The sequence below is a fragment of the uncultured Dokdonia sp. genome, from assembly GCF_947492535.1.
Classification (GTDB): domain Bacteria; phylum Bacteroidota; class Bacteroidia; order Flavobacteriales; family Flavobacteriaceae; genus Dokdonia.
Genome location: NZ_CANLNH010000004.1, coordinates 206,303 through 220,863 on the forward strand (window position 1 = coordinate 206,303; position 14,561 = coordinate 220,863).

25 protein-coding genes are annotated in these 14,561 nt (G+C 31.3%); all 25 read left to right on the forward strand.

Annotated features, from left to right (window positions below):
- The first annotated feature begins 28 nt into the window (after positions 1 to 28).
- The 25 genes from Q1A60_RS07220 (at position 29) to Q1A60_RS07340 (ending at position 14,532) form a co-directional block, all read left to right on the forward strand.
- Positions 29 to 1,141 carry an AI-2E family transporter gene (locus tag Q1A60_RS07220; RefSeq protein ID WP_299764047.1) on the forward strand — a complete coding sequence of 371 codons (1,113 nt, stop codon included), beginning with the start codon at positions 29 to 31 and terminating at the stop codon, positions 1,139 to 1,141.
- A 74-nt stretch (positions 1,142 to 1,215) separates the two neighbouring features.
- On the forward strand, positions 1,216 to 1,770 hold the full coding sequence (locus tag Q1A60_RS07225; protein WP_299676046.1) for an AraC family transcriptional regulator: 555 nt from the start codon (positions 1,216 to 1,218) through the stop codon (positions 1,768 to 1,770).
- Between the two features lie 17 nt (positions 1,771 to 1,787).
- Complete coding sequence (locus tag Q1A60_RS07230; protein WP_299676049.1) at positions 1,788 to 2,234, forward strand: response regulator; 447 nt, start codon at positions 1,788 to 1,790, stop codon at positions 2,232 to 2,234.
- A 7-nt stretch (positions 2,235 to 2,241) separates the two neighbouring features.
- On the forward strand, positions 2,242 to 4,029 hold the full coding sequence (locus tag Q1A60_RS07235) for a CHASE3 domain-containing protein (protein WP_299764044.1): 1,788 nt from the start codon (positions 2,242 to 2,244) through the stop codon (positions 4,027 to 4,029).
- Between the two features lie 283 nt (positions 4,030 to 4,312).
- Positions 4,313 to 4,858, forward strand: a complete 546-nt coding sequence (locus Q1A60_RS07240; RefSeq protein ID WP_299676055.1) for a hypothetical protein — start codon at positions 4,313 to 4,315, stop codon at positions 4,856 to 4,858.
- Positions 4,859 to 4,878: 20 nt separating this feature from the next.
- Positions 4,879 to 5,031 carry a lmo0937 family membrane protein gene (locus Q1A60_RS07245; RefSeq protein ID WP_299676058.1) on the forward strand — a complete coding sequence of 51 codons (153 nt, stop codon included), beginning with the start codon at positions 4,879 to 4,881 and terminating at the stop codon, positions 5,029 to 5,031.
- A 50-nt stretch (positions 5,032 to 5,081) separates the two neighbouring features.
- Positions 5,082 to 5,411, forward strand: coding sequence for a YtxH domain-containing protein (locus tag Q1A60_RS07250; RefSeq protein ID WP_299764041.1), 330 nt, complete (start codon positions 5,082 to 5,084; stop codon positions 5,409 to 5,411).
- 27 nt (positions 5,412 to 5,438) lie between these two features.
- Positions 5,439 to 5,852, forward strand: coding sequence for a hypothetical protein (locus tag Q1A60_RS07255; RefSeq protein WP_299764039.1), 414 nt, complete (start codon positions 5,439 to 5,441; stop codon positions 5,850 to 5,852).
- Complete coding sequence (locus Q1A60_RS07260; RefSeq protein WP_299764037.1) at positions 5,836 to 6,165, forward strand: hypothetical protein; 330 nt, start codon at positions 5,836 to 5,838, stop codon at positions 6,163 to 6,165. Before Q1A60_RS07255 ends, Q1A60_RS07260 begins: the two co-directional genes overlap by 17 nt.
- Before the next feature lie 49 nt (positions 6,166 to 6,214).
- Entirely contained in the window at positions 6,215 to 6,673 is a 459-nt protein-coding gene (locus Q1A60_RS07265; RefSeq protein WP_299676069.1) for a PA2169 family four-helix-bundle protein, read from the forward strand.
- Positions 6,674 to 6,854: 181 nt separating this feature from the next.
- Entirely contained in the window at positions 6,855 to 7,088 is a 234-nt protein-coding gene (locus Q1A60_RS07270; protein ID WP_299676072.1) for a hypothetical protein, read from the forward strand.
- 17 nt (positions 7,089 to 7,105) lie between these two features.
- Positions 7,106 to 7,813, forward strand: coding sequence for a flavodoxin family protein (locus Q1A60_RS07275; RefSeq protein WP_299764034.1), 708 nt, complete (start codon positions 7,106 to 7,108; stop codon positions 7,811 to 7,813).
- Positions 7,814 to 7,842: 29 nt separating this feature from the next.
- Positions 7,843 to 8,766 (forward strand): mechanosensitive ion channel family protein, encoded by a 924-nt coding sequence (locus tag Q1A60_RS07280; protein WP_299764032.1) that lies wholly within the window; start codon positions 7,843 to 7,845, stop codon positions 8,764 to 8,766.
- 31 nt (positions 8,767 to 8,797) lie between these two features.
- Positions 8,798 to 9,307: a DNA starvation/stationary phase protection protein gene (locus tag Q1A60_RS07285; protein WP_299764029.1), complete on the forward strand. Its 510-nt coding sequence runs from the start codon at positions 8,798 to 8,800 to the stop codon at positions 9,305 to 9,307.
- 278 nt (positions 9,308 to 9,585) lie between these two features.
- On the forward strand, positions 9,586 to 9,729 hold the full coding sequence (locus Q1A60_RS07290) for a hypothetical protein (protein WP_299764027.1): 144 nt from the start codon (positions 9,586 to 9,588) through the stop codon (positions 9,727 to 9,729).
- 143 nt (positions 9,730 to 9,872) lie between these two features.
- Complete coding sequence (locus Q1A60_RS07295; protein ID WP_299676383.1) at positions 9,873 to 10,034, forward strand: DUF1328 family protein; 162 nt, start codon at positions 9,873 to 9,875, stop codon at positions 10,032 to 10,034.
- 175 nt (positions 10,035 to 10,209) lie between these two features.
- Positions 10,210 to 10,344 carry a hypothetical protein gene (locus Q1A60_RS07300; protein ID WP_300007474.1) on the forward strand — a complete coding sequence of 45 codons (135 nt, stop codon included), beginning with the start codon at positions 10,210 to 10,212 and terminating at the stop codon, positions 10,342 to 10,344.
- Positions 10,345 to 10,445: 101 nt separating this feature from the next.
- Positions 10,446 to 10,601 carry a hypothetical protein gene (locus Q1A60_RS07305; RefSeq protein WP_299676386.1) on the forward strand — a complete coding sequence of 52 codons (156 nt, stop codon included), beginning with the start codon at positions 10,446 to 10,448 and terminating at the stop codon, positions 10,599 to 10,601.
- A gap of 41 nt (positions 10,602 to 10,642) precedes the next feature.
- Complete coding sequence (locus Q1A60_RS07310) at positions 10,643 to 11,107, forward strand: hypothetical protein (protein WP_299764024.1); 465 nt, start codon at positions 10,643 to 10,645, stop codon at positions 11,105 to 11,107.
- A 32-nt stretch (positions 11,108 to 11,139) separates the two neighbouring features.
- Complete coding sequence (locus tag Q1A60_RS07315; RefSeq protein ID WP_299764022.1) at positions 11,140 to 11,610, forward strand: hypothetical protein; 471 nt, start codon at positions 11,140 to 11,142, stop codon at positions 11,608 to 11,610.
- Positions 11,611 to 11,925: 315 nt separating this feature from the next.
- Positions 11,926 to 12,384: a lipocalin family protein gene (locus Q1A60_RS07320; protein WP_299676392.1), complete on the forward strand. Its 459-nt coding sequence runs from the start codon at positions 11,926 to 11,928 to the stop codon at positions 12,382 to 12,384.
- A 7-nt stretch (positions 12,385 to 12,391) separates the two neighbouring features.
- Positions 12,392 to 13,090 carry an OmpA family protein gene (locus tag Q1A60_RS07325; RefSeq protein ID WP_299676395.1) on the forward strand — a complete coding sequence of 233 codons (699 nt, stop codon included), beginning with the start codon at positions 12,392 to 12,394 and terminating at the stop codon, positions 13,088 to 13,090.
- Between the two features lie 197 nt (positions 13,091 to 13,287).
- Positions 13,288 to 13,971 carry a type 1 glutamine amidotransferase domain-containing protein gene (locus tag Q1A60_RS07330; RefSeq protein WP_299764019.1) on the forward strand — a complete coding sequence of 228 codons (684 nt, stop codon included), beginning with the start codon at positions 13,288 to 13,290 and terminating at the stop codon, positions 13,969 to 13,971.
- A 26-nt stretch (positions 13,972 to 13,997) separates the two neighbouring features.
- Positions 13,998 to 14,297 (forward strand): HPF/RaiA family ribosome-associated protein, encoded by a 300-nt coding sequence (locus Q1A60_RS07335; RefSeq protein ID WP_299676398.1) that lies wholly within the window; start codon positions 13,998 to 14,000, stop codon positions 14,295 to 14,297.
- 82 nt (positions 14,298 to 14,379) lie between these two features.
- The gene (locus Q1A60_RS07340; RefSeq protein WP_299676401.1) at positions 14,380 to 14,532 is read left to right on the forward strand and encodes a hypothetical protein; all 153 of its coding nucleotides are present in this window, start codon (positions 14,380 to 14,382) and stop codon (positions 14,530 to 14,532) included.
- Positions 14,533 to 14,561 lie beyond the last annotated feature (29 nt).

Genomic DNA, 14,561 nt, shown 5'->3' on the forward strand with positions numbered 1-14,561 from the left:
TGTCTATAGTCTCTGAATACTTTACGCAATGACCATAAAAACGACTCCATCAAATTTTGCATTTAATATCATTGCGCTTATTGCAGTAATATTTGCATTATATATACTTAAACCTCTCATCATGCCATTGTTGCTAGCGGCTATATTTGGAATTATGATTTTTCCAGTCCAATCTTTTTTTGAGAAAAAGTGGAGGTGTAATCGTCTATTTGCTACTATTTTTTCGATAATCATCATGTTTGGTCTTACGATACTCTTAGTATACTTAATCATTACACAACTTCGAAATTTTATGGATAACGGGAATGAATACATTTCCAAGATTACAGAAGTGTATACAAGTATCATAGGTAATGTAGAAAAATCTCTAGATGTCAGTGATCGCAATTCTTTGTTAGAACAAGATATCGGATTTAGCGAATTATTAAAGGGTAATTTTGACAAAATTTCTACATTTATTTTTGAGTCAGGGTCTCTTTTTAGTGACGTTGTTCTAATACCGATCTATTTATTCTTTTTTCTATACTATCGTCGTTTCTTAAGAAACTTTGCATATCGCTTATTTTCAAAAAAATCAAAGTCTTACATAAATTTAGTTATCAAGGAGGTATATCACATACAGCAAAACTATCTTGCGGGTTTACTGAAAGTTATGGTTATTGTAGGGGTTTTAAATACAGTAGGATTATTACTATTAGGTATTGAAAATGCAGTCTTTTTTGGATTTTTCGCGGCACTTTTATTAGTGATACCATATATAGGGGTTGTGATTGGAGCATTGTTGCCAGCATTGGTAGCATTGGTCACTAAAGATAGTTATTGGTATGTTTTCGGAGTGTTGGCTCTATTTAGTTTTATTCAGTTTATAGAAGGAAATTTTATTACTCCTAAAGTAACAGGCGGAAAGGTAAGTGTAAACTCATTCATTGTCATCTTTTCACTTATCGCATTTGCTATGCTTTGGGGCGTTGCAGGAATGGTTGTAGCAATTCCTATAACAGCAACAATCAAAATATTATGCGACCACTCTGAGCAATACAAAGCTTTTGGGTTTTTAATAGGAGAACCTGAAAATAAATTCTTAAGAAGCACGGCTAGGAGTCGATTAAAAAAATGGAAATCGATAAGAAAAAAACGATAAAGGTCAAATTATGGTAAAGTACGATTTTAGTACTAAAAATTTAAACCATATTTTTACGTACCAATTTCAATATAATGAAACTCTTTATAAAATTTGATTTTAATACAGTTTGCAATACTGTTTTGAAAGAACAATTAGATGCTCTAGATTTAAAGTACGAAATACTCAATTTTGGAGAAGTTGCTTTTTTAGAAAAAGTGCCCGACCATAAACATGATGAGTTTACAAAGGCTTTAGAACCGTACGGAATTGAAATTGTAGAGGATCATAAGAGTATTTTAGTTCAGAAAATGAAAGATACAATCATAGATATGGTGTATAATTCAGATACAGAAGTGCACGTAAAAAGTTCAGTATATCTTTCTGAAAAATTAGGGCATAGCTATGGATATTTATCTAATCTTTTTTCTGAAGTTACCTATACTTCTGTAGAAAATTTTATCATTCTGCAAAAGATAGAATACACAAAGCGACTTATTATTAATGAGAATAAAAGCCTTACAGAAATAGCTTTTCAATTAAACTATTCTAGTGTTGCGCATTTAAGTACACAATTTAAAAATACAACAGGAATAACACCTTCTGCTTTTCAAAGGATTATTGCCAAAAGAAGAGAAGAAAACAACTAACTTAATACCTAATACCTATGGCAACTGATTATACACACATTATACTCGCTGACGATGATGAGGATGATAGAATGTTTTTTACAGACGCTTTTGATGAATTAAAAATGACTGTAAAAGTTACTACTTATAATGACGGTGTGTATCTTATGGATTACTTGAATCAAGAAGATGCCATCTTACCTAATATTCTATTTTTGGATTTAAATATGCCTCGTAAATCAGGAATGGAATGCTTGAAAGAGATCAAAGAAAACTCAAGATTTAAGGATGTTGTTATTGCGATATACTCTACCTCTGCTTCGGAAGAAGATATTGAGAATACATTTATAAAAGGCGCTAATATTTATATAAAGAAGCCAAGTGATTTTAAGGTGCTTAAAAAGGTATTGTCCAACGTTGTGACAACTAACTGGCAATACCACACTAATGGCTTAAACAAGGATAACTTTTTACTGAGACTCTAAGCGTATTATGATCATAAAAAGGATATATAAGTCTTCTTGGTTTGTAAAGGTTGTATTTGTAGTAAGTCTTTTTGCTATTATTTTTATAGCAGGGCTAGGGTACAAACATATTACCAATCTATCTAAGTCTACAGAGATGGTCATTCATACCTATAAAGTAAATGTAGAGCTAGAACAAATACTTTCATATCTTAAAGATTCAGAAACTGGACAGCGAGGCTATATCATTACGCAAGATTCATTGTACTTAAAACCCTTTATAGAAGGACGTAAAAAAGTAAATAATAGTTTTGCAGAACTTAAATACTTAACTAGCGATAATCCAGAACAGCAAAAAAATCTTAAGGAATTAAGTTCATTAATCGATAAGAGATTAGATAATCTTGAAATTGCTAGTAATTATGCTGCAAATGATCAAACAGATTTAACAAGATTTAAAGATGTTTTTCAGGAAGGGAAAAATTATATGGGAGCTATTAGAAATAAACTCAACTATATGATTTCTATAGAAAATGATCTACTTAAAAAACGAAAAGAAGAGTATGTAAGTGATGCAAGATTCACACCTGTCTTTTTATATAGTTTGATTTTACTTACACTGGTCTTAATGTATGCTGCTTACGCGAAAATAAACTCAAACCTAGAAAAACTAAAAAAGTCTAATCAGCAATTAGAAATCTTCAAAGAATCAACAAATCAATCTGAAATCATTAATAAACACGGAAGTTGGCGCTGGAATGTAGAAGAAGATAGTTTTTATTTTTCAGATAATTTATTTAGACTCTTAGGAGAAGAACCAGGATCATTTGCGCAAACTATAGAAAATTTCATGAAGTTTGTTCACCCAGAAGATGTAGAAAAGCTCTCTTCTCAGGTAGATGAAATGAAAGAAAACAAAGATCTTCCTTTTATAGTGTATAGAGTGATTCATAAAAGTGGAGACACCCGTTATTTAAAAGCATATGGGAAGAGTACTGTAAATTCTGAAGGTATAACTCAATTATTAGGCACAACAACAGACATTACAGATGAGATAGATCATTACAATACGTTGGAAAAACGAAATCAAGAACTGGAATTAAATAATAAAGAATTACAAGCTTTTAATTATGTTGCTAGTCATGATTTACAAGAACCTTTACGTAAAATACAGACTTTTCTCTCCAGATTAGAAGATAGAGAACAAGATAATTTTTCTGAGTCGGGCAAAAAATATGTAGAACGTATAAACAATGCAGCAAGTAGAATGCGATTGCTTATTGATGATTTGTTACAATATTCAAGAACAAATAAATCTGATGAAATACTGAAAAATAGTGATATTAATAAATTATTAGAAGATGCTCAACAAGATTTAGCAGAAGTAATCGTAGCAAAAAATGCAACCATTACTACAGTAAAAATTCCAGAGATGAAAGTAATTCCTTTTCAGATACAGCAACTGTTTGGTAATTTGATAGGAAATTCATTAAAATACAGTGCAAAAGATCGAAATCCGATCATTGCAATTTCATACGATAAAGTAGAAGCAAGTGATGATCAACAATTGTCAAAAGCTCTATATGACGAATACCATAGGATTACGATTTCAGATAATGGTATTGGTTTTGAACAAGAATATGCAGAAAAGATTTTTACACTATTTAATAGACTCCATAATAAAGATGAATATTCTGGTACAGGAATAGGACTTTCTATTTGTAAAAAAATAGTAGATAATCATAGTGGATTTATCTTTGCAAAAGGTGAGCCTAATATAGGAGCTGTTTTTTCGATATATCTTCCTTTAGTATAACAGTACATTTTTGAAAAATTAAAATAGCCGTATTCAGTTACTGAATACGGCTATTTTACATGATACCTACACTTTATATTGTAATTACATAACATTCTCTATAAATCGTGTAATACGTAAAGTACTCTTTGATTGCATCTTTGTATCAACAAAGGAAAGGATAATATTTTCTTTTAATAATAAGATAAATCAACATGATGTAAATCTTATAACCATTAAGAAAAATCCTGTAACGCTAAAACTTATTACTCTAGCGACCTTTGTAAGAGAAAAGAAAAGGATTATGAAAAAGGCTACAATCAGAATAATAACATCACTTCTACTAACAATAGTATTTGTTATATCGTGCAAAAAAATAATTAATTCAAAAGAAGGAAGTAAAGTTGTCAATGAGAAAATTTTAAATGATAAACTGGAAGCTACATTATTAGTAAAAGCAGCACAAAATAACCTAAATACAATAGCACTCTGTAATGCAGTAGAAAAAATAGAGGAAGATCAAGAAATAAAAAGTGTAGCAATCGCTATAAAAGAGGAACAACAAAAAATATTTGATGGTATTCAGAATTTAGCATCAGAAAATATGATATCTGTAGCTAGTAAGCCAACATATCAGGCTGATGTCTTAAAATATTTTAAAAATGAAAATATAGTAACAGTAGACATTCTAGATAATATCAAAGACAAACTTGAGACACAAATAGAAGTTTTAGATACTTTAAGATTAAAAACAGATGATAATGCCATAGAGTTAGCTGTAGAAGAATATTTAGAGGTTCTAAAGGAAAATAAAGCAATAACCCAAAATACTTTAGAAAGTCTAGAGTAAATTAAAATAAATAAAAAGTTATGAGAAGTTTATTATACATAATTGCAGTAATACTTGTAATAGGATGGGCATTAGGATTTTTTGTCTACAGTGTAGGAGGTCTAATTCACATTTTATTAGTAATCGCAGTGATCGCAATATTATTAAGACTCATAGGCGGCAAAGGCGTCTAGAAAAGAAAAGAAAATTAACTTAATTAATAACAATTTAAAATTTAAAAAACATGAACAATTCAGTAGTAGGAACATTAGCAGGAATCGCAATAGGAACAATAGTAGGAATGTTGATAGCTCCTGATAAAGGATCTAACACACGTAAGAAAATTGCGGAAAAAAGTAAGGAAACTTCAGATAATCTTAAAGATGAGATAAACGCATTACTAGAGAAAGTATCTCAGAAATACGATGTTGTAAAACAAGCGGGAAGTGAAATCGCACAAACAACAAAACAAGCGGGAAGTGAAATCGCTCAAACCACTAAGAAAGCTGGAAATGAAATTTCAAATACTACAAAGAGAGAGTTATCTAAAATGAATGGACAAGTAGTATCATAATATAAAGCACAAAATATATTTTAAACAATGAGCGGTACAGTAGATCATATTGAAAATCTTTATAACAAAGCAAAACAATATACTGAGACAAGTATAGAACTATATAAGTTAAGCGCAATCGATACTTCGGCAGATGTAGTATCATCATTAGCAAGCAGAGCTATATTGATCTTAGTCATCTCTACCTGTATTATTTTCTTAAATCTAGGATTGGCACTATATCTCGGTAATCTTCTCGGAGATTATTTTAAAGGATTTCTAATAGTAGCGCTCTTCTATTTATTGTTAGCAATCATTATATACTTTTTTAATAAAACACTTATTAGAAAGCCTATAACAAATCTGATGATAACAAAATTAATGAAGCCTAGATTAAAGGAAAAAGAAATAGAAGAAGTAATAGCAAATTCTAACAATAGGAATAATGGGACGATACACTAGTAAAGAGATAGAACTCAGACAGACAATAATGCTACTCCGAAAAGAAAGAAATCAAATTTCTGGAGAATTAAGGGAGCAAGCTTACGCTATGGGTAATTATTTAAAGCCTTCTAATATTCTAACAAGAACATTACAAGATTTTAACAAAGAGCCCGAGTTTAAAAGCTCAGTAATAGCATCTGTGTCTGGTATCATTGGTGGGTACGTGTCTCGTAAATTACTGTTTGGAAAGTCCAACTCCGTACTCAAAAAGGTGTTAGGAATAGGATTGCAACTTGCGACGACAAAATTAATCGCTCAAAAAGTAAAATAAATCAATCATCTGTCAGAAAAATAATAATAATTTAAAAAAAATACACACTATGAAAATTTCAGAAAACAATAAACAACAAGTAGAAGCTTTACAAGAATTATTACAAAAAACGTATGATGCAGAAGCAGGATATAAACAAGTAATGACTAAAGCAGAAAAAGAACCTCTTAAAAATTGGTTACAAGAAAAGGCAGTACGCAGATCACAATTTGCAAATGAGTTAGATGCGCACATTAGAGAATTTAATGCAGAACCAGTAGCTAAAGGTACAACCTTAGGTAGTGCACATAGAACTTGGATCGATGTAAAATCAGCACTGAGCTTCAATACAGATGAAGCAATATTGGAAGAATGTGTGCGAGGTGAGGAAGCAACAATTAGTGAGTATAACGAACAAATTTCGAATACAAACTTTGCTCCAGAAGTAAGAAGCTTGTTGGAAAATCAAAAACAGATGATAACTTCAGATCTAAGAACTGTAAAATCTTTAGAAGAGGTAGTATCGTAATTAGATAAAATGATTTTACATGCTTTAGTCAAAGCAGTATAATACACAAAAAAACTCTTGGTTTTATAATTGACTTCTAATTTTAGAAGCGTACCTATACTTCATACCCCCTTATAGAAGTATATATAAACCAAGTATAAACCAAGAGTTTTTAACAACCACCCGACTAAATACGACAACTATGAAAAAATACATATATATAGCATCTTTAATCTTCTTGATAGGTTTTATAACTACGTCTTGTAGGGAAAAAACACCAGAAGAAAAAATCATTGAACAAATGGAAAACCAAGGAGCTGAAATCAAGGTGAAAGATGATGGAGAAAAGATAAAAATGGAAACAGAAGACACCAAAGTGAAAATAAAAAAAGACGATGGTGAAACCGACATAAAAATAAAACAAGAAGAAAAATAATATCCACATAAATTGTTATGAAACTAGATTTTTCAAATCTGAAAACACTTTTTATTAACTGCACGCTTAAAGATTCATCAAAAAATTCCCACACGGAAGGATTAATGACGCTATCGATGAATATCATGCGTGCAGAAAAAGTGAGTGTAGAATACATAAGACTAGTAGACTATACTATTCCTTTTGGATTACAACCAGATATGACAGAAGATGGAGCGGAAAAAGACGATTGGCCTCTGATTTTTAAGAAAATAAATGATGCAGATATTTTAGTAGTAGGAACACCTATCTGGCTTGGAGAAAAATCTTCTGTTGCCACATTACTTATCGAACGCCTCTATGGAATGAGTGCAAAAACCAATGATAAGGGGCAGTATATATATTACGGGAAAACAGGCGGATGTATTATTACTGGAAATGAAGATGGGATCAAACATGTCGCAATGAGTACACTATATGCATTACAACATTTAGGTTATACAATTCCACCTCAAGCAGATGCAGGTTGGATAGGAGAAGCAGGACCAGGGCCTAGCTATCTTGACGAAGAGTCTGGCGCAAAAAACAATGAATTTACCAATAGGAACACCACATTTATGACCTACAATCTTCTTCATACAGCTAGTATGTTAAAAGACAAGGGTGGATTCCCCGCATATGGAAATTCTAGAAAAGAATGGGGTGATGGAACTCGTTGGAATTTTGAAAATCCAGAGTATAGATAATAGTCATCTAAACAAGTAAAAAAATAAAAATGACAATAGAAACCATGGAAGTAAGTTTTGAAGATGCAGTAGATAAAATAATCACCAAGTTAGAATCTTGGTTTGATTTGATAGTACTTAATATTCCAAATATTATCATAGCGATAGTAGTATTTACACTTGTGATTATAATCTCAAGATATACTAATAAGCTCATGAAGAAAATATTAACTAAAACTTCATTGCAGCTCTCCATGAGAAGAGTAATCGCTAGATTTTCTTCAATTGTCATTATTGCCTTAGGACTTTTTCTGGTGTTAGGAATTCTTAATCTAGGAAAAACATTAAATACTATTTTGGCAGGAGCAGGAGTTTTAGGACTTGCTGTAGGTTTAGCGCTACAAAGTGCTTTGGCAAATACATATTCAGGTATTGTACTCTCTTACATAAAAAATATTAAGAACGGAGATTGGATAGAAACAAATGATTTTGAAGGAGAAGTTATTGATATAGATTTTAGAGCTACAACATTAAGGCAAAAAGATAACAACCTAGTATATATTCCTAATAAATTAGTCGTAGAAAATCCAGTTAAAAATTATTCTTCCACGCCACAATCAAGAGTGATTCTGGAATGTGGAGTCGCCTATGGATCAGATTTGAAAGAGGTGAGATCACTCACAGTGCAGACAATAATAGATAATTTTGAAGTGCCTAAAACAGAGGAAGATGTTCTGTTTTTATATAGAGGATTTGGAGATAGTTCTATCAATTACGAAATAAGATTTTGGATAGACTCTTCTTCTGCATTGGAAGTTGCAAAAGCAAAAAGTGAAGCAATGATTTTTATAAAAGAAGCATACGATCATGCTAATATAGAAATCCCATTCCCAATACGAACACTAGACTTAGGAAACCAATTAGACAAATTTATGCCAATTTCAAAGGAGAAAGAAGACTTACAAGAAGCATAAATGAATATTAATAATTAAAAACAGATACGATATGAATTACTTAAATATAAATCAAGAGAAAATAAAACCTGTAGTTGACGAACTTAACGTACTACTAGCAGACTATCATATTTATTATCAAAACCTACGAACGTTTCATTGGAATATTCTAGGAAAAAATTTCTTTGATCTACATCAAAAATTTGAACATCTATATAACGAAGCCAGAGTAAAAATAGATGAACTCGCAGAGCGTATTCTTACATTACGTTATCATCCGCTTAGTAAAGGAAGTCAATATTTAGAAATGACCTCTATTAAAGAAGCAGATACTGTCGTAGATGATACGCAGATGGTTAAAACAATACTAGGGAATCATAAAGTCTTGCTTATGCAAATGTCTATGATTCTAAAAGTAGCAAATGATGCAGGAGATGAAGGAACTATAGATCTCATTGGAGCTTATATAAGAGAATTAGAAAAAGAGAGTTGGATGCTTAATGCATGGACTCAGAAGGCAGACGAAGAACTACATATAAGTTACATGCCAGAAAAGAAATAATAGCAGACCATCACTATTTGATGCAGAAATTCCAATATGTTTTCAGAAATGAAATACATGTTGGAGTTTTTAATTTTAATAAAGTCAGATGCTAATTACGTATTCTTTGACTATTTAAAGTTCAGTAAAGGTTTATACGCTTTCGCGAAAGCATACCCAGAAATATATTCTAATAATAAAACATTAAGTCAAAATCATGTAACATAATATACGTCTGAATGTGAGATATTTATATTGGAAATCAGCACCGTATGTAGTTGCTGTCTAAAATATATATTATGACTTATTTAATCACTTCGACAATCTCATTTCTAGGACCTATTATAGGAAGCACATTTGTTTCACTAGGTATGGGACTGACATTATTTTTTTTTGTTGCTGCTTTCTTTCTGCTCTTTTCTTCAAAGAGTAATGATCATTAGTACTACATCTTTTAATATTAGAATATTAAAAAAGAATTGTGTAACTGAAAAGCACACATCGAGCCGCATCTTTGCGGTGTACAAAAGAGGAGTGAAAATCGCTACTTAAAAAAGAATTACTAACCACTATAAAACTTTACATTATGTTACGTTGGACTATTACATTTATTATTATTGCAATTATTGCAGCAGTATTAGGATTTGGAGGGATTGCTGGAGCAGCTTCAGGAATTGCAAAAATATTATTTTTCATATTTATCGTACTCTTTATATTCTCTTTAATTAGAGGGGGGATCAGAAAATAAATAAAAATATGAACCATAGTTTATGTATACAAACTATGGTTTTTTTGTGTCTTAATGATACATACTTGTAGGTGATTATATAAAACTAGGAAAGAATTATATAATAGTAAATAAGCTAAGAAGATTCAAATTTGTATCAGAATTTAATCAATTGTATAACCATTTAATTTTTAAAATGATGACCAAGCAGTATGAAAAAGTAGGCAGAGTGTTTCCTGCGACAGTAAACACAGAAAATTTTGAAAACACCATAGGTAAACAAAATTTTTATACACTATCAGATGATACGAATTTAGTAGTAAATATATAACACATGATGAAAATTGTGTAATACAAAACATACACAATCATCGCATCTTTGTACTGTAAGAAATAAAACAGTAAGACAATAACATTTAAAATAACAAAACCATGAAAAAATCAATTTTTACAGCCATAGCATTAGCATTATTTACAATTTCTATTTCAAGTTGTAGAGAAAAAACAACAGCAGAAAAAGTAGGAGATGCAGTAGAAGAAAGTGTAGAGGAAGTAACAGATGAAATAGACGACGCAACAAAAAAATAAACCCCTAAAACATTTAAATAATAACTAAAAAAATAAAAATTATGAAAACGATATTAAAAACAATTGCCTGTTCATTATTAATTGCAGGAACCGTAAATGCTCAATCAATTACAGACAAAGCAAATATTACAACCATAAAAGAATACGAACTTAATAATGAAGAGATTGTTACTATAAAGACAATTAGTAAAGAGCGTAGAGATTTAAGTTTTAAAGTAGAAGATGCAGGCAAGTTAAATCAGAGCTTAGTAGATGCGCCTGTATATGTAGAAAAAATAATTATGATAGATCATGATAATGATACTAGCTACGATAAAGAAGTTTTGATTACATACCAAAAAGACGTGGAAGATAGTCTAAATTATACTGCTACTCCGGAAGGTGTATATATTACGTCATCAGATAGCACACCGCTATTCGTAACTGAAGAAGGTACGTATCAAGTAGATTCGCAGGATGTAGAAGATATTACCATTGTAGTAGAAGATCTTAATAAAACTAAATAATTAAAAGACCATAATCACAATACATTAGACATATGAAAACATATATTACAAGCATAGTAGCAATCATAGCTTTCGCATTTTCAGTAAACGCTCAAGAAATTTCTAAAAATGCAATCGGTTTAAGACTTGGAGATAATGACGGTTTTGGAGGTGAAGTATCTTATCAAAGATACCTTAATGAGAATAATCGTTTAGAATTTGACTTAGGTTGGAGAGATAGTAACAACGTAGAAGCATTCAAATTAGTAGGATTGTATCAGTGGGTATTCCCATTAGACGGAAATTTTAACTGGTATGTAGGTGCTGGTGCAGGAATAGGTTCTTTTGATGCAGGAGAGGTAGACGGAACCTTTGGATTAGTAGCAGGTGATGTAGGGATAGAATATAATTTTGATATACCATTACTATTATCACTAGATTTTCGACCAGAACTAGGATTTAATGAAGATTTTAACGACGATGTTAACTTCGATATTGCACTCGGAATTAGATACCAATTTTAGAAATATATATGCTGTTTTATACGCTTTCGCGAAAGCGTATAACCCCTAAATCCCCATTGAAAGCCTCAGATTACAATATGTGATTTGAGGCTTTTTTCATATGTAAAATATTGATTGAATATGGATAAGTACTTCGTGTGGTAGAACTCTTTATGTGGAAATTCATAATTATATAATACTCCATAAAAATTGTGTAATACAAAACAACATAAACCTAATCATCTTTGTAACAGCAAAAAAGTAAATGATTTTATTCTAAAATCAACACATAAAACAATTTAAATTATTCTCATGAAAAACATATGGTTGATAGTTATGTGCACTATGATATTATCTAGTTGCGGAACATCAAAAACAATTAAAGAATCAAAAAAAACACTAAAAGGAAATTGGACGTTAAATGATATTACATACAATCGAGATGGAGTTTTTAATGTAACCATTTTTGGAGATACCTCTGCGGAATGTCTGGAAGGTTCTACTTGGCAATTTATACCTAATAATAATTTTGGAAACTATGAAATAACAAGTTCAAACTGTCCTGCAGGAAAGCGTTATTTTATCTGGGCTTTGCCGGGATCTGATCAAACTGATCCAACATATGATATCATTTTAAAACCTACAGACGAGAAAAAGAATTCGACGATGGATGAAAAAGGGTTTAGACTCTCTATCTCTTACTTGTCTGAAAATCAACTCCAATTTGAGCAAAAAGTACAACTAGAGGGAAAACCTTTTGTTATACGAATGAATTTTTCTAAAAACTTAAAATAAAAACAATATGAAATCAATAGTAAGAACAATAGCAATAGTTACAATTTGTGCAGTATTATCTGTAGGATGTGAAGCAACAAGAAATGCAAATAACAAGCAAAAAGGAGCTGTCATAGGAGCTACTACAGGGGCCATTTTAGGGGCTGTTATTGGAAACAATGTAGGTGATGGCGAAAACTCAGAATTAGGTGCTGTGATAGGTGGCGTAGTAGGTGGCGGAGCTGGTATTATTATAGGAAATGAAATGGACAAACAAGCTCAGAAAATAGAAGAAGAAATTCCAGGAGCAACGGTAGAACGTATAGACAATGGCATTGTAGTAACATTTGACGAAAACTCTGGAGTTTATTTTGATACGGCTAAATATAATATTAATAACGAATCCGAAGTATTGCTAAGTAAATTAGCAAATGTGATGAAAGAATATACACAAACAAATATTATTGTAGCTGGACATACAGACAACGTAGGTAGCGAATCTTCTAACTTATTATTATCACAGCGTAGAGCAAATGCAGTAACAGGATATTTAACCTCTAACGGAGTCTCTTCAGGACGTTTAACAACGGTTTGGTATGGAGAAACAGCGCCAGCAACTTCAAATGCGACTGCAGCAGGAAGAGCAGAAAATAGACGTGTAACATTGGCTATTGTGCCTAATGAAACCATGAAAACTAATGCTATGAGAGAGGCAAACTCAAAATAATTATTTAATAATAAAATGCTACCAAGGCTAGAGATTACTATCTCTAGCCTTGGTTTTTATATAGAAGTACGTACTTCTTGTAATCTTATAACAATGCTTCACAATTGTATAAGACATTTTCGTGCAAATCATGGCATCTTTGTAATGTGTTAATGATGAGTGTAGTAACACTCATATTAAAGAGAAAATAAAAGAGCATGAAAAACATATTATTCGTATTGACCAGTCACGAAGATTTAGGAGATACAAAACAGAAGACAGGATTTTGGATTGAAGAATTTGCAAATCCATATTACATAGTGAGAGATGCTGGTCATTCTATTACGCTTGCTTCACCAAAAGGAGGATTACCTCCTATAGATCCAAAGAGCGATGCTCCAGATCAACAAACACCAGCAACGGTGAGATTCAAAAAAGATAAACAAGCCCAGAAAGAATTGTCAGAAACAATTCCCTTATCAAAAATAAACGGAGAAGCGTTTGATGCTGTTTTTTATCCTGGTGGACACGGACCTTTGTGGGATTTGACAGAAAATTATGATTCTATAACACTTATAGAGTCATTTTACAGAGAAGAAAAGCCTGTAAGTGCTGTATGCCATGCTCCAGCAATATTTAAACATACAAAAAAAGAAGATGGGACTCCTTTGGTAAAAGATAAAAAAGTAACTGGCTTCTCAAATAGTGAAGAAGCTGCAGTAGCTCTTACAGATGTAGTGCCTTTTTTAGTTGAAGATATGCTGAAAAATCGAGGGAGTATATACTCTAAAAAAGAGGATTGGCAGCCCTACGCCATAGCAGATGGATTACTTATAACTGGTCAAAATCCAGCATCTTCAGAAAAAGTAGCACAACTACTCTTAGAAAAATTAGAAGCATAATTAATAATAACCATAATATAAAACATATGAATATAGTATTTGAATATCAAAATATAAGCGGAAGTAAACGTTTGGAAGGGTACACTGAAGAGTTACTTAGCAATTTAGAAAAAAAGTATCCATTTTTAATACGAGGAGATGTTTTCTTTAAAAAAGAAAACAAATCAGATGGGACAGGGCATGTTTGCAGTATACGATTAAGCGCCCCAGGACCAAGACTGTTTGCATCTTCAGACACCACAAGTTTTGAAGGCTCTATCTCGGAATGTTCGAGAGAGCTCGATCAACAATTAGAAAAACGTAAAAGTATGATGCAATCACACTAATATTTTAAACAAGTACTTAATATTCCCAAAACTCATTTAGAATTTTTGGGGATGAAATAATAATTAATTAAAAACACACATTATGAAATTTATAAAAGAAGAAGAAGAAAAAAGAGATGATTACATATTTCAAAAAAATGATATTACCGTAAACACTACTAGATTTATAGTAGGTGTACTGATAGCTCTTGCTATAGCAGTAGTAGCAACAGGATTTTATCTTGATGTGTTTTAATTTCAAATAAGTATATCAAATACCATTTA